The organism is Stenotrophomonas sp. STM01 (assembly GCF_014852135.1).
GTDB classification, from domain to species: domain Bacteria; phylum Pseudomonadota; class Gammaproteobacteria; order Xanthomonadales; family Xanthomonadaceae; genus Stenotrophomonas; species Stenotrophomonas capsici.
Window position 1 is genome coordinate 714,267 of sequence record NZ_JACVBA010000002.1, and the last position, 23,759, is coordinate 738,025.

Genomic DNA, 23,759 nt, shown 5'->3' on the forward strand with positions numbered 1-23,759 from the left:
GCATGGATATCAAACCCATCCTGGTCGCACTGTCGCGCCACCGCATCGCCGCCTCCCTGATCACCCTGGAGATCGCGCTGGCCTGCGCGGTGCTGTGCAACGCACTGTTCCTGGCGGTTTCGCGCATGGACATGATCGGCATGAACAGCGGCGTGGACGAGAGCCGCGTCGCCGCCCTCAGCCTCGATGACTGCGACGGCTGCCAGCCGGCCGAACTCAACGGCCGCTGGCTGCAGCAGCTGCGCAGCCAACCCGGCGTACAGGCGGTGGGCGTGGTCAACGCCGTGCCGTTCGGCCAGCGTGCCGGCACCGCCGGCATCAGCCTGGACCCCGAAGGCAAGCACTTCGGCGGCGTGCCGCATTTCTACCTGCTCGACCCCGGCGCGATCGACGTGATGCAGCTCAAGCCGGTGCAGGGCCGCAGCTTCACCGATGGCGACTTCCAGCCGGTGGAGAACTACCTGCCCGAGAGCGCCCAGGTGTGGATCACCCGCGCCCTGGCCGCCCACCTGTGGCCGGGGGAATCGGCGCTCGGCAAGCAGTTCTGGATGTCCAGCAACCGCTTCACCGTGGCCGGCGTGCTGGAACACTTCGCCCGTCCCGACCCGGGCCGCAGCGAGAGCGGCGTGGCCAGCGCGCAATGGTCGGTGATCGTGCCGGTCCTCACCCACGCGCAGAGCGGCACCTACGTGCTGCGCGCCGATGCGGCGGACCTGCCGGCAATCATCCGCGACGCGGTGGCCGCTGCCTCCAAGGTCACCCCCGAAGCCATCCTGTCCAGCGACTACAGCGCCACGCTGGCCCAGCTGCGTGACACCTACTTCCGCCAGGACCGGGCGATGACCCGCCTGCTGCTCGGCGTGTGCCTGGCGATGCTGCTGGTGACCGCGCTGGGCATCATCGGCCTGGCCAGCTTCTGGGTGCAGCAACGCACCAAGCAGATCGGCATCCGCCGTGCGCTGGGGGCCACCCGGCGCCAGATCATCGGCTACTTCCAGACCGAGAACCTGCTGCTGACCGGCTTCGGCATCGTGCTGGGGATGCTGCTGGCCTTCGCCGGCAACCAGGTGCTGATGCACTACTTCGAGATCGACCGCCTGCCGCTGTACTACCTGCCCGTCGGCGCCGTACTGCTGTTGCTGCTCGGGCAGGTCGCCGTGATCGGCCCTGCCCTGCGCGCGGCTGCCATCCCACCCATCGTCGCCACCCGTAGCGTTTGACCTCGCCGAGGACTTCCCATGTTCAGCTACTACTTCAAACTCGCGATCCGCAGTTTCGGTCGCAACAAGATCCTCACCACGCTGATGGTGCTGGCGATCGCCCTGGGCATCGGCGCGGCGATGACGACGCTGACCGTGTTCAAGGTGCTCTCCGGCGACCCGATCCCGCAGAAGAGCGACCGGCTGTTCTACGTGCAGTTGGACCCCTACACGAAGGAGGGCTACCAGCCGGGCGAGGAGCCGGAGCGGCAGCTGACCCGCTTCGATGCCGAGGAACTGCTGCGGCAGAAGAAGGCACCACGCCAGGCGATGATGACCGGCGGCGGTGGCATCCTCGATCCGCGCGTGGACGCGCTCAAGCCGTTCAGCGTCGAGATGCGCTACACCTCGGCCGACTTCTTCCCGATGTTCGAGACCCCCTTCCTGTACGGCACCGGCTGGAGCGCCGGGGAGGACGCTGGCCGCAGCCGCGTGGCGGTGCTCAGCAAATCCCTCAACGAGAAGCTGTTCAAGGGTGAGAACAGCGTCGGCAAGGACGTGCTGATCGAAGGCCATGCGATGCGCGTGGTCGGCGTGCTGAACGACTGGAACCCGCGCCCGAAGTTCTACGACATCACCACCGGCCGCTTCGACCGCGAGGAAAGCGTGCTGCTGCCGTTCTCCACCTTCATCGACCTGAAGCTGGAGCGCAACGGCAACATGAACTGCTTCGGCCGCGAGATCGTCAACGACGCGCAGGCATTGAACGTGCCCTGCTCGTGGGTGCAGTACTGGGTGGAGCTTGATTCGCCCAGCGACGCCGGTGACTTCAAGGCCTACCTGGACAACTATTCCGAGCAGCAGCGTGCCTCCGGGCGCTTCGAGCGCCCGGCCAACACCCGCCTGCGCAACGTGATGGAGTGGATGGATTTCACCCAGGTCGTGCCGGGCGACGTGCGCCTGCAGATGTGGCTGGCCTTCGGCTTCCTGCTGGTATGCCTGGTCAACACGGTGGGCCTGCTGCTGGCCAAGTTCCTGCGCCGCAGCGGCGAGATCGGCGTGCGTCGCGCACTGGGTGCCAGCCGCAGCGAGATCTTCAAGCAATGCCTGGTCGAGGCCGGCACCGTCGGCCTGGCCGGCGGCATGCTCGGCCTGGTGTTCGCGCTGCTCGGCCTGTGGGCGGTACGCCAGCGCCCCGCCGCGTACGCCTCGCTCGCCCACCTGGACGGCTCGATGCTGCTGGTCACCTTCGCGCTGGCCGTGTTCGCCAGCCTGCTGGCCGGCGTCCTGCCCGCCTGGCGGGCCATGCAGGTCACGCCCGCACTGCAGCTGAAGAGCCAATGAGGTACCGGTCCGGGGCGTGCGCGGCGGCAAGCCGCCACGCCACGACCTTCCGCGTAGTGCCGTCCCCAACGCCTGGCGGGGGGCGGGGTTGAAGAAGGGTTCGATCCACTCCCCTTTCACCCTCGCACCTCTTCACCTTACTCCTCGCTCCACCGGAGAACCCTCATGGAAATCCGCCCCATCCTCTCGACGCTGTCGCGGCACAAGACCGCCGCCGCCTTGATCGTGCTGGAGATCGCGCTGAGCTGCGCGATCATCTGCAACGCGCTGTTCATCGTCTCCCAGCGCATCGAAGTCATGGAACTCCCCAGCGGCATCGACGAAAGCCACCTGCTGGAGATCGGCCTGAGCGGCATCGGCGAGCAGGTCGATGCCGATGCGCGCACCGCCGAAGACATCGCCACGCTGCGCGCCATCCCCGGCGTGGAGAACGTCGCCATCACCAACCAGCTGCCGTTCCAGAGCGGCTCGTGGAATACCTCGCTGTCGGCCAGCCCCGAACCCGATGCGCAGTCGGTCAACGGCGCGCAGTACATGTTCGGCGAGAACATGGTGAAGACGGTGGGACTGGAGCTGCTCGCCGGCCGTGACTTCAATGCCGACGAGTACAGGAGCAACGAAGAGCTGTCCAAGACCACCGCCACCGAACAGATGCCCTCCAGCGCCATCCTCACCGACGCGATGGCCCGGCAGTTCTTCCCCGATGGCAACGCCGTCGGCAAGACCGTCTACATGCTGGGCATCCCGATCACCGTGGTCGGCGTGACCAAGACCCTGCTGCGCCCCAACATGCAGAACAACAACCGTACCTACGGGGTGATCTTCCCGATCCGCATGAGCTTCTCCGGCGGTGGCCGCTACATCATCCGCGTCGCCGACCCGGCGCGCCGCGACGAGGTGATGAAGCAGGCATTGGCGACCCTGGAGAAGAACGACCCGAACCGGCTGGTGTGGACCAACCTCACGCTCGAGGAGAAGCGCGCCAAGAACTTCGCCAACGACCGCGACATGATCGGCCTGCTGCTGATCGTCAGCGGACTGCTGTTGCTGGTGACCGCGGTGGGCATCATCGGCCTGGCCAGCTTCTGGGTGCAGCAGCGCACCAAGCAGATCGGCATCCGGCGCGCCCTGGGCGCCACCCGCGGCCAGATCCTGCGCTACTTCCAGACCGAGAACTTCCTGCTGGCCGGCATCGGCATCGTGCTGGGCATGCTGCTGGCCTACAGCCTGAACTACTGGCTGATGGGGCGCTACGAGCTGCCACGCCTGCCGTTGCTGTACCTGCCGGTCGGTGCGGTGTTGCTGTGGGTGATCGGGCAGATCGCGGTGTTCGGCCCGGCCCGCCGTGCCGCCTCGATCCCGCCGGCCGTGGCCACCCGCAGCGCCTGACCACGACAAAGGGATCCCATGTTCGGCTACTACCTGCAACTGGCCTTGCGCGGCTTCGGCCGCAACAAGGTGCTGACCACGCTCATGGTGCTGACCATCGCGGTCGGCATCGGTGCGACGATGACCACGCTGGGGCTGTACTTCGTGCTCTCCGGCGACCCCATCCCGCACAAGAGCGGCCAGCTGTACTACGCGCAGCTGGAACCCCGCACGCTGGGCAAGGACGCCACGCTGGACAAGGATCCACCGCGGCAGATGAGCCGCTATGACGCCGAGGAACTGCTGCGGCAGAAGCGCGCCGACCGCCAGGCGGTGATGTCGGCCGGCGCGGTCACCGTGCAGCCGGCCGGCAGCGCGGCCCAGCCGTTCCGGGCGATGGCGCGCTACACCTCGGCCGACTTCTTCGCGATGTTCGACGTGCCGCTGCACAGCGGCAATGCCTGGAACGCGGCCGATGACGAGGCCCGCGCGCAGGTGGCGGTCATCGACCGCAAGCTGGCCGCCACCCTGTTCGGCGACGATGCCGCGGTGGGCCGGGAAATGCGGCTGCCGCAGGGCGTGTTCCGGGTGGTCGGCGTGATGGACGACTGGCGCCCGGCCCCGCGCTTCTACGACCTGAGCAGCCAGCGCTACGGTGGCGACGAGCAGGTGCTGCTGCCGTTCTCGACCTCGCGCGCACTGAAGCTGGACACGCAGGGCAGCGTGCATTGCTGGGGCAACAGCAGCGGCGTGGACGGCGGCAATTATGGCCTCAACGCGCCCTGCGCATGGCTGCAGTATTGGGTGGAGCTGGACTCGCCCCAGAAGGCGCGGGACTACCTCAAGTACCTGGCCGACTACTCCGACAGCCAACGCGCCAGTGGTCGCTTCGAACGCCCCACCAACGTGCGCCTGTACAGCGTGATGGACTGGCTGGACTTCAACCGCATCGTGCCCAACGACGTGCGCCTGCAGATGTGGCTGGCGTTCGGTTTCCTGCTGGTCTGCCTGCTCAACACGGTGAGCCTGCTGCTGGCCAAGTTCCTGCGCCGCAGCGGCGAGATCGGCATCCGCCGCTCGCTCGGCGCATCCCGCGCGGACATCTTCCGGCAATGCCTGACCGAAGCCGGCGTGATCGGCTTCGTCGGCGGCGCGCTGGGGTTGGGCTTCGCGGCCTTCGGCCTGTGGCTGATCCGCCAGCAGCCCGACGAGTACGCCAAGCTCGCCCACATGGACACCACCACGCTGTGGCTGACCTTCGCCCTGGCCGTCACCGTCAGCCTGCTTGCCGGCCTGTTGCCGGCCTGGCGCGCGATGAAGGTGCCGCCAGCCCTGCAGCTCAAGAGCCAGTAATGCGCTTCGGACCGGACCTGCTTGGGGAGAGACGCTCCGGCTCTCCCCTTTTTTCCGGGCCCCGTCCATCGTCCGACGCGCTTCCCACACTCCCAGGCAGATGACCATGGAAATCCTCCCCATCCTCACCACGCTGTCGCGGCACAAGACCGCCGCCCTGCTGATCGTGCTGGAGATCGCACTGAGCTGCGCCATCATCTGCAACGCGGTGTTCATCATCCGCAACCGCATCGCCGAGCTGCAGCTCAGCAGCGGCGTCGCCGATGACGAGCTGGTCTACCTGGCCACCAGCAGCCTGCTGCCGGACGTCAACATGGACGCACTGCGCAAGCAGGACCTCCAGGCGCTGGCCGCGATCCCCGGCGTGCAGGCGGTCAGCAGCGTCAACCAGATCCCCTATGGCGGCAACATCTGGTCCTCCGATGTGCGTCTGGAGGCAAGCCAGACCCGTCCCTCCGCGACCGCGGCCATCTACATGGACGATGGCCGCATGCAGCAGACCTTCGCGCTGCGGATCGCCCAGGGCCGCGGCTTCAACCCCGACGAATACATCGACAACAGCAGCTTCGATCCGAACCAGGTCGGCACCGGCATCCCCGCCGTCATCCTGGGCCGTTCGCTGGCGCAGACGCTTTTCCCGGGCCAGGACGCGGTGGGCAAGCAGCTGTACGTGTGGGGCGAGAAACAACCGCCGTCACCGGTGGTCGGGGTGATCGAGGACCTGCTCGCGCCGGGCGAGGCGGGTACCTTCGCCAACCGCTACCACTCCATGATGTTCCCGATCCGGGTCTCCAATGGTGCGTACGCGATCCGCACCACGCCGGACCAGCGCGAGGCGGTGCTGAAGGCCGCCATCGACGCGCTCCACGCCACCGACCCGAACCGCCTCATCGAACAGCAGGGCACGCTGGAACAGATGCGTGCCGACTTCCACCAGCGCGACCGCTCCGTGATCTGGCTGTTGCTGGCCGTCAGCGCCGCGCTGTTGGCGGTCACCGCGTTCGGCGTGCTCGGCCTGGCCAGCTTCTGGGTGCAGCAGCGCACCAAGCAGATCGGTATCCGGCGGGCACTGGGGGCCACGCGCGGCAACATCCTGCGTTACTTCCAGGTGGAGAACTTCATGCTCAGCAGCGCTGGCATCGTGCTCGGCCTGCTGCTGGCCTATGGCCTGAACCTGCTGCTGATGCACTACTACGAGCTGCCACGCCTGCCGCTGGCCTACCTACCCGTCGCCGCGCTGCTGCTCTGGCTGCTTGGCCAGCTGGCGGTGCTCGGCCCGGCGCGCCGGGCGGCTTCCATCCCACCGGCCGTTGCCACGCGCAGCGCCTGAATCTGGCGAGGTATCGATGAAGACCCCCCCTGTTCCCCCTGCTGCTCGCACTGGCCTGCACGCCGGCGATGGCCGCCGAAGGAGACGACCTGACCGCGACCATCACCGCGCTGGACCACGCGGTGTTCGACAGCTTCAACCACTGTTCGGACCCGGCGCAGCTGCGTCGCCACGCCAGCTACTTCGATGCGGCGGTGGAGTTCTACCACGACACCGGCGGCGTCACCTGGACGCGTGATGCCATGCTCGCCAACACCGCCAGGCATGCCTGCGGCCACTTCACCCGCGAACTGCTGCCGGAAACGCTGGAGGTCTTCCCGGTGAAGGACTTCGGTGCCATCGCGCGCGGCCAGCACCGCTTCTGCGACAGCGACAGCGGCAAATGCGAAGGGCTGGCCGACTTCACCATCGTCTGGCGCCTGCGCGATGGGCAATGGCAGATCACGCGGGTGCTCAGCTATGGGCACCGCGCGATTGCCGCCGACAGCGCACGATGACGCCGCTCCGGCAGCGGGGCCGCCAGGCCTGCCGGCAACCGGCCCCACTGCCAGCGCCACCGCTAGCGTGTAATGTGCTGGACCCGACGTCCTGTTGCCGCCTCCCTTCCGGTTTCCACGATTCCCATGCCGCAGATCCTGATCATCGACGACAACGCCGCCGTGGCCACCGCACTGGAGGTGCTGTTCTCCCTGCATGACATCGACACCCGCCACGCCAGCTCGCCCGAGCAGGGGCTGGCGATGTTGGCCGAGCAGGAGTTCGACCTGGTCCTGCAGGACATGAACTTCACCGCCGACACCACCTCCGGCGAGGAAGGCCAGGCGTTGTTCCGTGACATCCGCCAGGCCTATCCGGACCTGCCGGTGATCCTGCTCACCGCCTGGACCCACCTGGACAGCGCGGTGGAACTGGTCAAGGCCGGTGCCGCCGACTACCTGGCCAAGCCCTGGGACGATGGCCGCCTGCTGACCACGGTCAACAACCTGCTGGAGCTGGCCGAGACCCGCCGCGAGCTGGCCCGTCGCCGCCAGCGCGAGCTGGCCCAGCGCAAGAGCCTGAACGAGCGTTACGACCTGCGCGGCGTGGTGTTCGCCGACCCGGCCAGCGAACGGGTGATCGCCCTGGCCTGCCAGGTCGCCCGCTCCGACCTGCCCGTGCTGATCACCGGCCCCAACGGCGCCGGCAAGGAGAAGATCGCCGAGATCATCCAGGCCAATTCGCCCAACCGCAAAGGCCCGTTCGTCGCCCTCAACTGCGGTGCCATCCCGGCCGAACTGATCGAGGCCGAACTGTTCGGCGCCGAGGCCGGTGCCTACACCGGCGCCAACAAGGCGCGCGAGGGCAAGTTCGAGGCCGCCGATGGCGGCACGCTGTTCCTGGACGAGATCGGCAACCTGTCGCTGACCGGGCAGATGAAGCTGCTGCGCGTGCTGGAAACCGGCCGCTTCGAGCGGCTGGGCTCCAACCGCGAGCGCCAGGTCAAGGTGCGCGTGGTCAGCGCCACCAATGCGGACCTGCCGGCGATGATCCGTGATGGCAGCTTCCGCGAAGACCTGTACTACCGGCTCAACACCGTCGAACTGGTGCTGCCGCCGCTGGGCGATCGCCGCGAGGACATCCTGCCGCTGGCGCGGTTCTTCCTCGGGCAGGACAACAAGCCGCTCTCGCCGCAGGCCGCGCAGGCGCTGCAGCGCCACACCTGGCCGGGCAACGTGCGCGAACTGCGCAACGTGATCCAGCGCGCCGCCCTGCTCGCGCAGGGGCCGCGCATCGAGGTGGCCGACCTCAACCTGCCGCGCGCACCCGCGCGCCCGACCGCCGCGCACGGCGCCGAGGAACCGGACCGCGAACGCATCATCGCCGCGCTGTCGCACGCCGGTGGCGTCATCGCCCAGGCCGCCGCCGAGCTGGGCATGAGCCGGCAGGCGCTGTACCGGCGCATGGACCGCCACGGCATCCCGCGCGAATGACACGGCCATGCTGAAGTCGCGCTCGTTCACCCTCACCCTGTTCCTGCGCCTGCTGCCGGTGCTGGCGCTGGCCGCCGTGCTGCCGTGGCTGCTGGCCTACTGGATGGACCATGGCTGGTGGGTGGTGGCCACCTCCACGGTGATCCTGCTTTCCCTGATGTGGTGGGCGCTGCGCCGGGCCACCGCACCGATCCGCTCGTTGCTGCGTGCCCTGTCCGGCACCACCAGCAGCTACCGCGACGGCGAATACAACTTCGGCGTGCACTGGCGCGGCAAGGATGAGTTCGCCCAGCTGGTGCAGGCCCATGCCGAACTGGGCGAGGTGCTGCGCGAACAGCGGCAATCGCTGGTGCAGCGCGAGCTGCTGCTGGACACCATGGTGCAGAACACGCCGGTGGCGATGCTGCTGTTGACCGACGGCGGCGACGGCATCCAGCGCGTGGCGTTCTCCAACATCGCCGCACGCAAACTGCTGCACGGTGGCTGGAAGCTGGAAGGCCAGCGCATGCCCGACCTGCTGGAGAACATGCCCACCGAGCTGCGCAACGCCATCTCGCGCGGCGGCGACAGCCTGTTCGCGGTCCGCGACCCGGAGGCCTTCGAGGGCGATGAGGACGACGAGCAGATCTACCACCTGTCGCGCCGCAACTTCCATCTCAACGGCCGCCCGCACGAACTGCTGCTGCTGCGCCTGCTCACCGCCGAACTGCGCCGCCAGGAAGTGCAGACCTGGAAGAAGGTGATCCGCGTCATCAGCCACGAGCTCAACAACTCGCTGGCACCCATCGCCTCGCTCGCCCATTCCGGCGCCGAACTGGTGCGACGCAACCGCACCGAGCGGCTGGAGAACATCTTCGGCACCATCGAGGAACGCGCGCGCCACCTGGAGGGTTTCATCCGTGGCTACGCGCGTTTCGCCAAGCTGCCGCAGCCACAGTTGCAGACGGTCATCTGGGCCAACTTCCTGCACAGCCTGCAGCAGCAGATCCCGTTCCGCATGGAACCTGTGCCGGAGGACCTGAGCAGCCGCCTGGACCCGGCCCAGTTCGCCCAGGCGCTGCTGAACCTGCTCAAGAACGCGCACGAGGCCAGTGACGACAACGGCGCCGCCGGCGAGGGCGTGGAAGTGCGCCTGGCGCGCCTGCCACATTGGCTGCGCATCGAGATCCTGGACCGTGGCATCGGCATGAACGAAGCGGTGCTGCAGAACGCGCTGATGCCGTTCTACTCGACCAAGCGCAACGGCACCGGCCTGGGCCTGGCCCTGACCCGCGAGATCATCGAGGCCCACGCCGGCCGGATCTCGCTGCAGAACCGCACCGATGGCGGCCTGTGCGTGACGGTGCTGTTGCCGCACGACTGAGCCGCACGCGGCCGTCCATTCACAGCGCCCGTTGCATCGCCACGCGCAACGCCATCGGGAAGCCCGCGGCGGCCTCCTCGGCCATCACCGCGTGCATCGCCGCGCTCCAGCTTTCGCGTGGCCACACGGCAAAGCCTTCGCTCGCATAGAAGCCGGCGTTCCAAGGCACGTCGCTCAGGGTGGTCAGCACCGCGCGCCGATGTCCGCGGCCGGCGCCCTGTGCCAGCGCATGCCGCAACAACGCCCGCCCGTGTCCCTGGCGGCCCTGCTGCGGCGACACATCCATCTGCAGCACATGGAAATCCTCATCCAGAACGCCAGCCAACAGATAGCCGGCGATCCCGCCCTGCGCGCTTTCGGCAACCCACAACGAACGCGCGTGCAAGCCCTGGGCGAACGCCGCCACATCGGTCGGGCAGGCGGAAAACACCGCCCACGCCGGATGCCCGCGCAGGCGCTGCCCGGCCTGCTGCTCGATCAACGGCAGCAGCGCCAGCTCCTCCGGCCGCGCCAGGCGCGGCTCAGGACTTCTTGACGGGCCGTGTCCAGCCATCGATGGTCTGCTGCCGGGTGCGCGCCACGGTCAGCTTTCCTTCCGGCGCATCGCGGGTGATCACCGAGCCGGCACCGATGGTCGCGCCGTCGGCCAGGGTCACCGGCGCCACCAGCGAGCTGTTGGAGCCGACGAACACCTTGTCGCCGATGACGGTCTGGAACTTGTTCACGCCGTCGTAGTTGCAGGTGATGGTGCCGGCGCCGATGTTGGTGCCGCTGCCGATCACCGCATCGCCCAGGTAGGTCAGGTGGTTGGCCTTGCTGCCCTTGCCCAGCGTGGCCTTCTTGGTCTCCACGAAGTTGCCCACGTGCACGCCGTCGGCCAGCACCGTGCCCGGCCGCAGCCGCGCGAACGGGCCGATCTGCGCGGCGCCTTCGCTGACCACGCCTTCCAGGTCGCAGTGCGGGCGCACTTCGGTGCCGGCACCGAGCTTGACGTCCTTCAGCCGCACGAACGCGCCGATGCTCACCCCGTCACCCAGTTCAACCTCGCCTTCCAGCACCACGTTGGCATCGATCTGCACGTCACGGCCGACCTTCACCGTGCCACGCTGGTCCAGGCGCGCCGGGTCGAGCAGGCGGGCACCCTGCTCGCACAATGCCCTGGCCGCGCGCAGCTGCCAGGCCCGCTCCAGCTGCGACAGCTGCCACGGATCATTCGCGCCCTCGGCCTCCTGTGCGTCGGCCACGTGCACCAACCCGGCCGGCGTGTACTCCGAGGCCGCCGAGGCGAACACGTCGGTCAGGTAGTACTCGCCCTGCGCGTTGGCGTTGGACAGCGCCGACAACCAGCGCCGCAGCGCGGTCGACTCGGCGGTGATGATGCCGGTGTTGATGGTGCGGATGCGCTTGTGCTCATCGTCGGCATCCTTCTGCTCGACGATCGCGGCCACCTTGCCCTCGGCATCGCGCACGATCCGCCCGTAGCCGGTCGGGTCATCCAGATCGGCGACCAGCACCGCCAGGCGCGGTGCATCGTCGATCAACGCCTGCAGGGTCTGCGCGCGGATCAGTGGCACGTCGCCATACAGCACCAGCACCTGCGCCATGTCCGGCACGTCCGGCATCGCCTGCTGGACCGCGTGGCCGGTGCCCAGCTGTTCCTTCTGCTCGGCCCAGACCAGGTCTGTCTGTCCGGCGAAGGCCGCGCGCACCGCTTCACCGCCATGGCCGTAGACCACGTGGATACCCGCCGGCTGCAGCTGCCGCGCCGCTTCGATCACATGCGCCAGCATCGGGCGCCCGGCAATGGGCTGCAGCACCTTGGGCAACACTGACTTCATGCGTTTGCCAGCGCCAGCAGCCAGGATGATCACATGTAAGGGATGACTCATCGGTTTTCCACCTGCCAATACAGGAATGCGTTCGTTGGCTGATAGCATAGGCGACCGCCCCTATCTCCTGCAGAACCGAATGGAAGCGCCTCCTGCACGTCTGGCCCGGCCTCTTGTCTGGCTCGGACCGCTCGCCCTGCTCATTGGCCTGGCAACACCGGAGTTATGGGCGACCCGGCCCCTCAGCAGGGCTGGCGAATTGCTGGTGCTCGGCCTGCTGGTTGCCGGCCTGTCCTGGCTTCCGGCCCGGCTGTGGCGTGGTGCGCAGGCAAGCTGGGCACTGGCCCTGTGGGGCGTGCTGCTGTGCGTGTTCGCCGGCCCGCTGCCGGTGTTCGCCACCGCCTTGCTGGCCCTGGCTGCGATCGCCGCCGGCAGCCTGCTGTTCCCGCGTGGCCCGATCGGCCTGCAGGCCGTGCTCGGCCTGCTGCTGATCGCAGGAACCCTCGGCTGGCTGCTCACGTTGCCCATTCACAACGGCTGGGGGTATCTGCTGGCCTGCGTGGCATTGCTGGCCATCCGCCGCACCCAGGTGACCGGCATGCTGCGCGAAGCTGCCAGCCACTGGCAATCGGCCGTTGCCGCGACGCCACGGCTGGCCACGTTCTGCGTGATCGTGATGGGCCTGGCTGCAGCCAGTTGCTGGCTGCCTACCCTGCAGTACGACGACCTGGCCTATCACCTGCGCCTGCCGTGGCAGCTGCAGCAACAGGGCTTCTATAGTCCGGCGCCCGAGCACCAGGTGTGGGCGTTCGCGCCCTGGGCCTCGGACGTGGTACAGGCCGTCACCCAGCTGATCGCCCACCAGGAAGCGCGCGGGCCGGTCAACGCCCTGTGGCTGCTGCTGCTCGCCAGCGGGCTCTGGCAGCTGGCCGCCCGATTGGATGCACCCGTCGCTGGCCGCTGGCTGGCCGCGGCCGTGGCGCTGAGCCAGCCGCTGACCACGGCACTGGCCGGCGGCATGCAGACCGAGCTGCCGATCGCCGCCGCGCTGGCCTGGCTGTTCGCGCTCGTCGCCGGCCCCCGCGATGGCAGTTTCCGCTTCTGGCTGGCACTGGCCGTGCTGTGCGGCGGTCTGGCGGCAATCAAGACCTCCGCCGCGGTGATGGCGGTGGTGCCGTTGCTCTGGGCCCTGATCCGCCATCCTTGGCCATCGCTGCCACGCATTGGCGCGGTGTTCCTGCTGGGGCTGGCGGTCGCCGGTGCCAGCTACGCGCACGGGCAGGTCCTGGCCGGCAACCCGGTGCTGCCGCTGCTCAACGGTTGGTTCCAGTCGCCGTACTACGCGCCCACCAACTTCTTCGATGACCGCTGGCACAGCGGCTTCAGCCCCTTGCTGTTGTGGCAGATGAGCTTCCACACCGACCGATTCCTCGAAGCGTTCGCCGGTGGCGGCAGCTTCGTGCTGGTCGCACTGCTCGGTCCCTGGCTGCTGGCGCTGTTCAACCGCGGCACCCGTGCCGCCGCCATCGCCGCCTCGCTGGTACTGCTGCTACCGCTGTTGCCCCTGCAATACATGCGCTACGCCTATCCCGGGTTGGCGGTGTTGGCTGCGGTGCTAGTCACGGCGATGTGCCGGGTGAACCTGCGCCATGCCACATGGATCGCGATCGGGCTGTGCGTGCTGCAGTTGTGCTTCCAGGCAAGTGCTCACTGGACGCTGCGCTATGGCGCCATCAAGGAGACCGTGAAAGCCGCGGGGCGCGACGCGCCGCTGCTGGAGCACTACGCACCGGAACGCATTCTGGCCAAGGCCATGCGCGATGGCGGCGGGCCGCAAGGCAACGTGCTGCTACTGGACCCTGCGCAGGCGTTCTACGCTGAATTTGGCAGTCGCGGCCGCACCCTCAGCTGGTACTCGCCGCCGCTGTCACAGGCAGCCATCGGGGCGGCCGGGGATGCCAGCGGCCAGGCCTGGCTCGCCGTACTGCGGAACGAAGGGGTCAGTGACGTGATCCTGCACAGCGAGGCTGTAACTCCTGCCCAACGCGCCGCATTGGAGTTGGCGCACGCCACCCACCGCGATACCGTCCGTCAGGTCGAATGGTGGTCGATCCCCGCGGAAAACACGCCATGACGCTCGCCCGCCAAGGCTGGCTGTTCCTGCTGATGGGATTCCTGCAATGGATCCTGGATTGGGCGGTCACCGTGGCCCTGAGCCACTTCGGGGTCCCCTTGGAGGTGGCCAACGTCTGCGGGCGCATCACCGGCGCCCTGCTCGGCTTCTGGTTGAACGGCACGATCACGTTCTCCACCAGCACGCCGCTGGGCCGCCGGCATCTGGTGCGCTTCATCATTGCCTGGATCGTGCTGACCATCATCAGCACCTGGGCCGTCGGCTTGGTCGGACACAGCGCCGGCCTGCAGTACGCATGGCTGGCCAAGCCGGTGGTCGAAGCGGTACTGGCCGTCGCCAGCTTCTTCATCTCCCGCTACTGGATCTACCGCTGACGCACTGCGGCGGCTGATGGCACCGGCATTTCCCTGCCACCCTGCCGCACCGGTTCACGTCCACCACGACACGGAACCCTCACTCGCCGCTTATCCGCTCTCCGGGGGAGGTGGTGGTCACTGCGTCAGAGGGGCTTTCCACGGAGCTGGCACGCTTCCTCCAGCCTTGCAGCCGCCCAAACAAGAACGCCGGCCCAGGGCCGGCGTTCTCGCATGCGCTGCGGGCAGCCTCAGTGCTTGAGGGTGCGACGCAGACGCTCCAGCGCCTGCAACTGCGCGGTGACTTCGGCCAGACGCTGCTGTGCTTCGGCCAGCTCCATGGCTTCGCCACGGTTGGCGAGCACGCGCTCGGCTTCTTCCTTGGCCTTGCGCACGGCAGCTTCGTCGATGTCGGTGGCGCGGATGGCGGTGTCGGCCAGCACGGTCACGACCTGCGGCTGGACTTCCAGGATGCCGCCGGAGATGGCGAAATCCAGGTGCTCGCCAGCTGCCGTGGTGACCACGACCTTGCCCGGCTTCAGGCGGGTGATCAGCGGTGCGTGCTTGGGCGCGATGCCCAGCTCGCCCAGCTCACCGGTGGCCACGACCAGGGTCGCTTCGCCGCTGAAGATCTGCTGCTCGGCACTGACGATGTCGCAACGGATGGTGCTCATGGAAATCTCTTCGCCTGGTTGGGTGGGCCTGCGCCCACCGCAGGATGCCGCGAAGGCGGAGCGAACTCCGCCCTATGCGGGAATTAGGCCTTTTCAGCCATCTTCTTGGCCTTCTCGACCGCTTCGTCGATGCCGCCGACCATGTAGAACGCCTGCTCCGGCAGGTGGTCGTACTCACCGTCCACGATGGCCTTGAAGCCACGGATGGTGTCCTTCAGCGGCACGTACTTGCCCGGCGAGCCGGTGAACACTTCGGCCACGTGGAACGGCTGGCTGAAGAAGCGCTCGATCTTGCGGGCGCGGGTCACGGCCTGCTTGTCTTCCTCGGACAGTTCGTCCATGCCCAGGATGGCGATGATGTCCTTCAGTTCCTTGTACTTCTGCAGGGTCTGCTGGACGCGCTGGGCGGTTTCGTAATGCTCGTTGCCGATGACCTGCGGGTCCATCTGGCGCGAGGTCGAGTCCAGCGGATCCACGGCCGGGTAGATACCCAGCGAGGCGATCGAACGCGACAGGGTCACGGTCGAGTCCAAGTGGGCGAACGTGGTGGCCGGCGACGGGTCGGTCAAGTCATCGGCCGGCACGTAGACGGCCTGGATCGAGGTGATCGAACCGGTCTTGGTCGAGGTGATGCGCTCCTGCAGGACGCCCATTTCCTCAGCCAGGGTCGGCTGGTAACCCACGGCCGACGGCATGCGGCCCAGCAGTGCCGACACTTCGGTACCGGCCAGCGTGTAGCGGTAGATGTTGTCGACGAACAGCAGCACGTCCTTGCCCTTGCCGTTGGCGTCCTTCTCGTCGCGGAAGTACTCGGCCATGGTCAGGCCGGTCAGGGCGACGCGCAGACGGTTGCCCGGCGGCTCGTTCATCTGGCCGTACACCATCGCGACCTTGTCCAGGACGTTGGAGTCCTTCATCTCGTGGTAGAAGTCGTTGCCCTCACGGGTACGCTCACCCACGCCGGCGAACACGGACAGGCCGCTGTGCGCCTTGGCGATGTTGTTGATCAGCTCCATCATGTTGACGGTCTTGCCGACGCCGGCGCCGCCGAACAGGCCGACCTTGCCGCCCTTGGCGAACGGGCACATCAGGTCGATCACCTTGATGCCGGTTTCCAGCAGCTCGGTCGAGGAAGACTGGTCTTCGTACGACGGGGCGGCGCGGTGGATTTCCCAGTTGTCCGAAGCGGCAACCGGGCCGGCTTCGTCGATCGGGCGACCCAGCACGTCCATGATGCGGCCCAGGGTGCCGGCACCGACCGGCACCGAGATGGCGCGGTTGGTGTTGACGGTGACCAGGCCACGCTTCAGGCCGTCGGTCGAACCGAGGGCGATGGTGCGGACGATGCCGTCACCCAGCTGCTGCTGGACTTCCAGCGTGATTTCGGTGTTTTCCACCTTCAGCGCGTCGTACACCTTCGGTACGTCGCTGCGCGGGAATTCGACGTCGACGACCGCGCCGATGATCTGAACGATCTTGCCCTGACTCATTGCTGCATCCTCTAAATGTGTGCTTTGACTGTGCGCGTCAGACTGCTGCCGCGCCGCCGACGATTTCGGAGATTTCCTGGGTGATCGCTGCCTGGCGGGCCTTGTTGTAGACCAGCTGCAGGGTTCCGATCAGCTTGTTCGCGTTGTCGCTCGCCGCCTTCATCGCCACCATGCGTGCCGCATGCTCGGAAGCAACGTTCTCCAGCACGGCCTGGTACACCAACGACTCGATGTAACGCGTGATCACGTGCTCGAGCACGGTCGCGGCATCGGGTTCGTACAGGTAGTCCCAGTCGTGCGAAGCCACCTGCGTTTCGCTGGCCGGCAACGGCAGCAGCTGGTCGAAGGAGGCCTTCTGCGTCATCGTGTTGATGAAACGGTTGTAGACCAGGTACACGCGGTCGACCTTGCCTTCGGTGAAGGCGTCGAGCATGACCTTGATCACGCCGATCAGCGTTTCCAGCTTCGGCTGGTCGCCGATGTGGGTGACGCTGCCGACCATGTTCACGTTGACGCGACGGAAGAACACGCTGGCCTTCTGGCCGACGGTCACCATGTCGATCTCGGCGCCCTTTTCCTGCCAGCCGCGCATCTCGGCCACGGCCTTGCGGAACAGGTTGTTGTTCAGGCCGCCGGCCAGACCGCGATCGGAAGAGATCACGATGTAGCCCACGCGCTTGACGTTCTCGCGCTCAACCAGGAACGGGTGCTGGAAATCGGTGCTGGCCTGGGCCAGGTGGCCGATCACCTGCTTCATCGCCTGCGCGTACGGACGCGAGGTCTTCATCCGATCCTGCGCCTTGCGGATCTTGGAGGCCGAGACCATTTCGAGCGCGCGCGTCACCTTGCGGGTGTTCTGCACGCTCTTGATCTTGGTTTTGATTTCGCGTCCGCTTGCCATCTCTTATTCCCGTAGAGCGGGGCTGAGCCCCGCTTTATCAGTGTGAAGCGGAGCATGGCTCCGCTCTACATACGCTGTTACCAGGTGCCGGTGCTCTTGAAATCGGAGATGCCCTTCTTGAAGGCCGCCTCGATCTCGTCGTTCCAGCCACCGGTGGCGTTGATCTTGGAGACCAGCTCGCCGGCGGTGTTGGCAAAGTGCGCGTGCAGGCCGGCTTCGAAGGCCAGCAGCTTGTTGACCGGCACGTCGTCGAGGTAACCCTCGTTGACGGCGTAGATCGACAGCGCCTGGTCGGCGATGGACATCGGCAGGTACTGCTTCTGCTTCATCAGCTCGGTGACGCGCTGGCCGCGCTCCAGCTGCTTGCGGGTCGCTTCGTCCAGGTCCGAGGCGAACTGCGCGAACGCGGCCAGCTCACGGTACTGGGCCAGCGAGATACGGATGCCGCCGGACAGCTTCTTGATGATCTTGGTCTGGGCCGAGCCACCCACGCGCGACACCGAGATACCGGCGTTGACGGCCGGACGGATACCGGCGTTGAACAGGTCGGTTTCCAGGAAGATCTGGCCGTCGGTGATCGAGATCACGTTGGTCGGAACGAAGGCGGACACGTCGCCGGCCTGGGTTTCGATGATCGGCAGCGCGGTCAGCGAACCGGTCTTGCCGGTGACCTTGCCTTCGGTGAACTTCTCCACGTACTCCTCCGACACGCGGGCTGCGCGCTCGAGCAGGCGGGAGTGCAGGTAGAACACGTCACCCGGGTAGGCTTCACGGCCCGGCGGGCGCTTGAGCAGCAGCGAGATCTGGCGGTAGGCAACGGCCTGCTTGGACAGGTCGTCGTACACGATCAGGGCGTCTTCGCCGCGGTCCATGAAGTACTCGCCCATGGTGCAGCCGGAGTAGGCGCTGATGTACTGCATCGCGGCCGATTCCGAAGCGGTGGCGGCCACGACCACGGTGTGGGCCAGCGCGCCGTTCTCTTCCAGCTTGCGCACGATGTTGGCCACGGTCGAGGCCTTCTGGCCGATCGCGACGTACACGCACTTGATGCCGGTGCCCTTCTGGTTGATCACCGCGTCGATGGCCATCGCGGTCTTGCCGGTCTGGCGGTCACCGATGATCAGCTCGCGCTGGCCACGGCCGATCGGGATCATCGAGTCGACCGACTTGTAGCCGGTCTGCACCGGCTGGTCGACGGACTTGCGCCAGATCACGCCGGGGGCAACACGCTCCACCGGGGCGGTCAGGTGGGTACCCAGCGGGCCCTTGCCGTCGATCGGCTCGCCCAGGGCGTTGACCACGCGGCCCAGCATTTCCGGGCCCACCGGCACTTCCAGGATGCGACCGGTGGTCTTGGCCACGTCGCCTTCGCGCAGGTGCTCGTAGTCACCCAGCACCACGGCGCCGACCGAGTCGCGCTCCAGGTTCAGCGCCAGTGCGTAGGTGTTGTTCGGCAGTTCGATCATTTCGCCCTGCATCACGTCAGCCAGGCCGTAGATGCGCACGATGCCGTCGGACACCGAGGTGACGGTGCCTTCGTTGCGCGATTCCGCGGACAGGGCGACCTTCTCGATGCGGTTCTTGATCAGTTCGCTGATTTCGGAGGGGTTGAGCGTGGTAGCCATCGTCAAGTCCTAGTGCCGGCAATCAAGCCGGACGTTAAATTGAATTCAGTGTGCGAGCGCGGTCTGCAGGCGGGACAGCTTGCCCTTGAGCGAACCATCGATGACCACATCGCCGGCATCGATCACGGCGCCGCCGATCAGCGAAGCGTCCACCGCGGTCGATACCTCGACGTCGCGGCCGAAGCGCCTGCGCAGCGCGGCCTTGATCTTTTCCAGCTCGTCAGCCGACAGCTCGGCCGCCGAGGTCACCGTGGCCTTGACCACGTTTTCGGCCTCGGCGCGCATCTGGTCGAACAGGCCGGCGATTTCCGGCAGCTGCTGCAGGCGGTGCGACTCGGCCAGCAGGTTCAGGAAGCGGCCGAAGGTTTCACCCGCCGCTTCCGGGGCCAGCAGGGCGACGGCGTCGCCGCGGCCCAGCTCCGGATTGGACAGCAGGGCCGACACGCGCGGATCGGCGGCAACGCGGGCGGAGAACGCAAGCGCATCCGACCACGGCGCGAACTTGCCTTCCTCGCGCGCAATCGCGAAAGCGGCGCGGGCGTACGGGCGGGCAAGCGTGAGGGCCTGGCTCATCTATCAGATCTCCGCGGCCAGCTCGTCGAGCAGCGCCTTGTGGGCGTTGGCATCGATTTCGCGCTTGAGCAGCTTTTCTGCGCCGGTCACGGCCAGGGCGGACACCTGCTTGCGCAGATCTTCGCGGGCACGGTTGGCGGCAGCGTCGATTTCGGCCTGGGCCAGTTCTTTCTGGCGGTTGGCTTCGGCGATGGCTTCGTTCTTGGCGGCTTCAACGATCTGGTTCGCCCGGGCGTGCGCCTGGTCGATGATCTCGTTGGCCTTGCCACGAGCTTCCTTCAGCGCCTCGTTGACCTTCACTTCGGCCTGGGCCAGGTCTTTCTGGCTGCGGTCGGCAGCAGCGAGGCCTTCAGCGATCTTCTGCTGGCGCTCTTCGATGGCCTTCAACAGCGGCGGCCAGATCTTGGTCGCGATGATCCAGATCAGCGCGGCAAAGGCCAGGGCCTGTGCAAAGAGGGTGAGATTGATATTCATGAATTAGCTCGATCGCTGGTGTCGGGGGTGGCTGCGCCGCCGTGGCGGCGCAACCGAACCTTCATCCGAAGCCCGGCGCCTTCAGCAGGCACCGGACTGTCTCACTGCAGCTGGATCAGCCTGCCAGCTTGGCGGCTTCGGCCAGCAGGGCAGCAGCCAGCGGGTTGGCGAAGGCCAGCAGCAGGCCAACGGCGACCGAGATGATGAATGCGGCGTCGATCAGGCCGGCGGTGATGAACATGCGGACCTGCAGGACCGGGATCAGTTCCGGCTGGCGAGCGGCCGACTCCAGGAACTTACCAGCCATGATGGCCAGACCCAGACCGGCGCCCAGCGCGGCCAGGCCGATCATGATGCCAACGGCAAGGGCGGTGGAGCTCTGAACTTGGGCGAGATTGGTCAGGACGGCGAAGTACATGGTTTTCTCCAGGAACTTAAGTAGCTAAGGGTGATGAAACGGATGAAGGTTGGAACTGGTTGAAGCTTGTAACTCAGTGGCTGTCTTCCGACAGGCTCAGGTACACGATCGACAGCATCATGAAGATGAAGGCCTGCAGCGGGATCACCAGCAGGTGGAACAGCATCCAGCCAAGGCCGAACACGCCACCGGCAACAGCACCGAACACACCGGCGCCGCCCAGCACCCAGATCAGCAGGAAGACGATTTCGCCGCCGAACATGTTGCCGAACAGTCGCATCGCCAGCGAAATCGGCTTGCTCAGCCACTCGACGATGTTGAGGATCAGGTTGAACGGCATCATCCACTTGCCGAACGGAGCGGTCAGGAACTCCTTGATGAAGCCGACCAGGCCCTTGGAGCTGAGCGAGAAGAAGACCATCAGGAAGAACACGCTGATCGACATGCCCAGGGTGGCATTGACGTCGGCGGTCGGGACCGGCTTCCAGTAGTGCACGCCCGCCCATTCCAGCGGCTTGGCGATGAAGTCGGCCGGGATCATCTTGATGAGGTTCATCAACAGGATCCAGAAGAAGATGGTGATCGCGATCGGCGTCACCAGCTTGCTCTTGCCGTGGTAGGTGTCCTTGGCCTGGCGGTCAACGAACTCCAGGCAGATTTCAACGAAGGCCTGCCACTTGCCCGGCACGCCGGCCGTGGCCTTGCGGGTCGCCATCCAGAAGGCGAAGACCATCAGCAGGCCCATCAGCACCGCGGTGACGATCGTATCGACGTGGATGGTCCAGAACGCGCCGCCGTCCCCGACCTTGGCGGTCAGATTCTGCAGGTGATGCTGGATGTAGGTGGTAGGGGTAAGAGCCTCGCCCGCCATGAGTCCGGAACCTTTATAAATGGATCAACGCCTGGCCAGAGCCAGAACCTGGAACATCAGCGCCACTGGAATTGCGGCCAGCAGCGCCAAAGGAGGAAGCCGCCACCAGACAAACGCCAGCACCAGCACAACAACGATCAACACGATCTTCAGCGCGAACCCCAGGAACAGGCGGATCATTGCTGAACCGGCAGCCTGAACGCCGCCACCGAGCCCAACCCACGCCGCCAGAACGGTTCCCGCCACCACCGTCACGCCCGAGACGAGCGCGCCAAGTGCGTACTTCGGCCCCATGAACAGGAAGGCCAGAGCCAGGACCACCACTGCTGCCAGCGGATAGACCGCGGCGCGCAACATCAGTCGCCGACCCGCGTCAACGGAGTTCAGCACGTCAAAGTGTCCTGCACAGGTGAATAAAGGGAACCGAGCCGCGCGTGGGCGCCTCGTCGAGCCGCGAAAGTATAACAGCGGGACATTTTGCGAGACAACCGCCATCAGCCTGCCCTTTTGACTATGCAAGTTGCCGCATTTGCTGGTTTTTTCCCCCGCCCACCGGGGCCGGGCGGGCGGGCGATATTGCGCTGCAGCAGCGGGAACTTCCTGTCAACCGGCCTGTCAGATTGTCCGTGTCCGTCGACATTACTCGTCGAATGCCCCGGCGGACCGGGTGAGGTGGTGTCGCCCGTCCCCTGCGGCACCACCTCACCGCACCTCTCGCCTGCTCCGTGATTTCCGCCCGCGCATGCACATCGCGTGCACGCTCCGGTCACGTCGATGGTACGTGCGATCACCGATAGTCCATTGCTTTCCCGCAACACGAGAAAGCACGCGATGCGCCAACTCAACCTCCTCCCCGTGATCGCCCCCTGCGCGCTGGCGCTGGGCCTGTTCCATGCATTGCCGGTGCACGCCGCCGAAGAGGACCCGCGCTTCACGCTGCGGCTGGGCGCGATGAACATCGACACCGACAACACCATCCGCGGCAGCACCGTGATCGGTGGCCAGCCGATCAACCTGTCCGAGGATTTCGGCATGGGCGGCAAGGAGTGGGAACCGCGCGTGGATGGCCTGTTCCGCATCAGCGACCGCCAGCGCCTGATCTTCGACTACTTCAAGTACGACAAGGATCGCCGCCAGACGCTGGGCGAAACGGTGAGCTACGGCGACACCACCGTGCCGGCCGGCAGCTTCGTCAAGGGCGAGCTGAAGTACCAGGTGGCCACGCTGGTCTATGACTACTCGGTGGTGGACAGCGAGAAGTTCGACGTCGGCCTGCAGTTGGGCGCCGAGTACGCCAAGGTCAGCGCCGATGCCTATGCCGACCTGGGCGACCTCTACCAGGGCCGCTTCCTCAACGAGAAGACCGACGGCATCGCGCCGGTGGTCGGCGCGCGCCTGACGTTCACGCCCTCCGAGCACTGGCTGATCAACCTGCAGGGCCAGTACCTCAACACGCGCTGGGGCAACTTCGACGACTACAAGGGCGACCTCAGCCGCGCCAATGCCATCGTGCAGTACAACTTCAACCAGAACTTCGGCATCTTCGCCGGCTACGACTGGTTCAAGCTGGATGCCGACAAGCGTGGCAGCGACGGCGTGATCGGCCTGAAGCAGGAGTTCAAGGGCCCGCTGGCAGGCGTGAGCCTGTCGTTCTGATCGATGGCGGGCGTGCCAGGCGTTGCCTGGCACGTCACGCTGTGTGGTGGTACCCAGCCCTGACCGGCACGCGGCCTCGGCAGGAAAGCCCCTGCGGAGCTACCGGCCGCACTGTTTACAGCAGCTTGCCGTCCGCATCGGTGGCCGGTGCCGGGAACATCTCCACGGCGACGCAGAGGTAATCGGCCAGCGGCATCAGGCCCAGCGCGGCACGACGCGCATCAACCTGTTCGGGCGCTTCCATCGGCTTGGGTTGCCACCTGCTGCTGATCGCCGCCAGCTGGCTGCCATAGCGCTGCGGCTTGCCGGTGTTGACCAGCACGCGATCAACCAGCAACGCGTACTCACGCGCGGAGACTTCACCGCTGTCCACCTTCGGCGCCAGACCCTCCAGCACCTGCTGCTGGAAGGCCGCATCGGTGTCGGCATGCTGCACCAGCAACCATGCTGCGGCCATGCCATCGGCGCCCACTTCACGCACGCCCGGCAGGCCGTGATGGTCGGCGACGATCTGCTTGATCCTCGGCAGGTTGGCGGCGTCCACCGCCAGCATCTTCGTGATCATCTCCTGCGACCAGTCGCCGTCACGCGCATCCTGGTCGACGCGTGCCATTTCCAGCAGCTGCTCGCGCAGCGGTGGCGCACTGGGCGTGATGCCGGCCCATCGGCGCGCGTCCTCGGCCTTGCGTGCTTCCTCGGCCTTGGCGAAAACCGCCGCTGCAGGGCACTTCAGCAATGCCGCCGCCAGCTCCGGGTCTTCTTCCTCGGCGCAGGCGTTGCCTGCGCATGCCAATACCGCCATCACCGCGACCGCTCGCAACATTCCCATTCTCC

23 protein-coding genes are annotated in these 23,759 nt (G+C 66.7%); 11 read left to right on the plus strand and 12 right to left on the minus strand.

The genetic code is table 11. The annotated features are described in order from the left end of the window. The first annotated feature begins 2 nt into the window (after nucleotides 1–2). From IB227_RS13100 to IB227_RS13135, 8 genes are all read left to right on the plus strand, one after another. Nucleotides 3–1,220, plus strand: a complete 1,218-nt coding sequence (locus IB227_RS13100; protein ID WP_192287743.1) for an FtsX-like permease family protein — start codon at nucleotides 3–5, stop codon at nucleotides 1,218–1,220. An 18-nt stretch (nucleotides 1,221–1,238) separates the two neighbouring features. Then, nucleotides 1,239–2,543: an ABC transporter permease gene (locus IB227_RS13105; protein WP_192287744.1), complete on the plus strand. Its 1,305-nt coding sequence runs from the start codon at nucleotides 1,239–1,241 to the stop codon at nucleotides 2,541–2,543. Nucleotides 2,544–2,708: 165 nt separating this feature from the next. After that, complete coding sequence (locus IB227_RS13110; protein ID WP_192287745.1) at nucleotides 2,709–3,932, plus strand: FtsX-like permease family protein; 1,224 nt, start codon at nucleotides 2,709–2,711, stop codon at nucleotides 3,930–3,932. An 18-nt stretch (nucleotides 3,933–3,950) separates the two neighbouring features. Then, on the plus strand, nucleotides 3,951–5,264 hold the full coding sequence (locus IB227_RS13115; protein WP_192287746.1) for an ABC transporter permease: 1,314 nt from the start codon (nucleotides 3,951–3,953) through the stop codon (nucleotides 5,262–5,264). A 106-nt stretch (nucleotides 5,265–5,370) separates the two neighbouring features. Next, nucleotides 5,371–6,594, plus strand: coding sequence for an FtsX-like permease family protein (locus IB227_RS13120; RefSeq protein ID WP_192287747.1), 1,224 nt, complete (start codon nucleotides 5,371–5,373; stop codon nucleotides 6,592–6,594). A gap of 68 nt (nucleotides 6,595–6,662) precedes the next feature. Beyond that, the gene (locus IB227_RS13125) at nucleotides 6,663–7,091 is read left to right on the plus strand and encodes a nuclear transport factor 2 family protein (protein ID WP_192287748.1); all 429 of its coding nucleotides are present in this window, start codon (nucleotides 6,663–6,665) and stop codon (nucleotides 7,089–7,091) included. Nucleotides 7,092–7,217: 126 nt separating this feature from the next. Then, nucleotides 7,218–8,564 carry a sigma-54 dependent transcriptional regulator gene (locus tag IB227_RS13130; protein WP_192287749.1) on the plus strand — a complete coding sequence of 449 codons (1,347 nt, stop codon included), beginning with the start codon at nucleotides 7,218–7,220 and terminating at the stop codon, nucleotides 8,562–8,564. A 10-nt stretch (nucleotides 8,565–8,574) separates the two neighbouring features. Continuing rightward, nucleotides 8,575–9,927: an ATP-binding protein gene (locus IB227_RS13135; protein WP_192287943.1), complete on the plus strand. Its 1,353-nt coding sequence runs from the start codon at nucleotides 8,575–8,577 to the stop codon at nucleotides 9,925–9,927. A 19-nt stretch (nucleotides 9,928–9,946) separates the two neighbouring features. Here the strand turns inward: IB227_RS13135 and IB227_RS13140 are convergent, their stop codons facing one another. Both IB227_RS13140 and glmU read right to left on the minus strand, forming a co-directional pair. Then, on the minus strand, nucleotides 9,947–10,480 hold the full coding sequence (locus tag IB227_RS13140; protein ID WP_192287750.1) for a GNAT family N-acetyltransferase: 534 nt from the start codon (nucleotides 10,478–10,480) through the stop codon (nucleotides 9,947–9,949). Next, nucleotides 10,449–11,816, minus strand: a complete 1,368-nt coding sequence (gene glmU / locus IB227_RS13145; RefSeq protein ID WP_132865765.1) for a bifunctional UDP-N-acetylglucosamine diphosphorylase/glucosamine-1-phosphate N-acetyltransferase GlmU — start codon at nucleotides 11,814–11,816, stop codon at nucleotides 10,449–10,451. Before glmU ends, IB227_RS13140 begins: the two co-directional genes overlap by 32 nt. 205 nt (nucleotides 11,817–12,021) lie before the next feature. Between glmU and IB227_RS13150 the strand changes: the two genes are divergently transcribed. Continuing rightward, entirely contained in the window at nucleotides 12,022–13,890 is a 1,869-nt protein-coding gene (locus IB227_RS13150; protein WP_192287751.1) for a hypothetical protein, read from the plus strand. Then, entirely contained in the window at nucleotides 13,887–14,264 is a 378-nt protein-coding gene (locus tag IB227_RS13155) for a GtrA family protein (protein WP_192287752.1), read from the plus strand. Before IB227_RS13150 ends, IB227_RS13155 begins: the two co-directional genes overlap by 4 nt. A 230-nt stretch (nucleotides 14,265–14,494) precedes the next feature. Here IB227_RS13155 and IB227_RS13160 read toward each other — a convergent pair whose 3' ends face one another. The 9 genes from IB227_RS13160 to IB227_RS13200 form a co-directional block, all read right to left on the minus strand. Beyond that, nucleotides 14,495–14,917, minus strand: a complete 423-nt coding sequence (locus IB227_RS13160) for a F0F1 ATP synthase subunit epsilon (protein WP_132865768.1) — start codon at nucleotides 14,915–14,917, stop codon at nucleotides 14,495–14,497. Nucleotides 14,918–15,000: 83 nt separating this feature from the next. After that, complete coding sequence (gene atpD, locus IB227_RS13165) at nucleotides 15,001–16,407, minus strand: F0F1 ATP synthase subunit beta (RefSeq protein WP_192287753.1); 1,407 nt, start codon at nucleotides 16,405–16,407, stop codon at nucleotides 15,001–15,003. 37 nt (nucleotides 16,408–16,444) lie between these two features. Further along, the gene (gene atpG / locus IB227_RS13170) at nucleotides 16,445–17,308 is read right to left on the minus strand and encodes a F0F1 ATP synthase subunit gamma (protein WP_132865770.1); all 864 of its coding nucleotides are present in this window, start codon (nucleotides 17,306–17,308) and stop codon (nucleotides 16,445–16,447) included. A gap of 77 nt (nucleotides 17,309–17,385) precedes the next feature. Beyond that, entirely contained in the window at nucleotides 17,386–18,933 is a 1,548-nt protein-coding gene (gene atpA / locus IB227_RS13175; RefSeq protein ID WP_192287754.1) for a F0F1 ATP synthase subunit alpha, read from the minus strand. Nucleotides 18,934–18,978: 45 nt separating this feature from the next. Next, nucleotides 18,979–19,506, minus strand: coding sequence for a F0F1 ATP synthase subunit delta (locus tag IB227_RS13180; protein ID WP_132865772.1), 528 nt, complete (start codon nucleotides 19,504–19,506; stop codon nucleotides 18,979–18,981). A 3-nt stretch (nucleotides 19,507–19,509) separates the two neighbouring features. Then, on the minus strand, nucleotides 19,510–19,980 hold the full coding sequence (locus IB227_RS13185) for a F0F1 ATP synthase subunit B (protein ID WP_132865773.1): 471 nt from the start codon (nucleotides 19,978–19,980) through the stop codon (nucleotides 19,510–19,512). Between the two features lie 115 nt (nucleotides 19,981–20,095). Then, nucleotides 20,096–20,398: a F0F1 ATP synthase subunit C gene (gene atpE, locus IB227_RS13190; protein ID WP_054661978.1), complete on the minus strand. Its 303-nt coding sequence runs from the start codon at nucleotides 20,396–20,398 to the stop codon at nucleotides 20,096–20,098. A 73-nt stretch (nucleotides 20,399–20,471) separates the two neighbouring features. After that, the gene (gene atpB / locus IB227_RS13195) at nucleotides 20,472–21,269 is read right to left on the minus strand and encodes a F0F1 ATP synthase subunit A (protein ID WP_192287755.1); all 798 of its coding nucleotides are present in this window, start codon (nucleotides 21,267–21,269) and stop codon (nucleotides 20,472–20,474) included. 24 nt (nucleotides 21,270–21,293) lie between these two features. Further along, complete coding sequence (locus IB227_RS13200; protein ID WP_192287756.1) at nucleotides 21,294–21,659, minus strand: ATP synthase subunit I; 366 nt, start codon at nucleotides 21,657–21,659, stop codon at nucleotides 21,294–21,296. 441 nt (nucleotides 21,660–22,100) lie between these two features. On the opposite strand from IB227_RS13200, the gene IB227_RS13205 reads away from it, so the two are divergent. Then, a complete protein-coding gene (locus tag IB227_RS13205) occupies nucleotides 22,101–22,925 on the plus strand; it encodes a hypothetical protein (protein ID WP_132865775.1) in 825 nt (274 codons plus the stop codon). Between the two features lie 115 nt (nucleotides 22,926–23,040). Here IB227_RS13205 and IB227_RS13210 read toward each other — a convergent pair whose 3' ends face one another. Continuing rightward, on the minus strand, nucleotides 23,041–23,748 hold the full coding sequence (locus tag IB227_RS13210) for a DUF6624 domain-containing protein (protein WP_192287757.1): 708 nt from the start codon (nucleotides 23,746–23,748) through the stop codon (nucleotides 23,041–23,043). Between the last annotated feature and the right edge of the window lie 11 nt (nucleotides 23,749–23,759).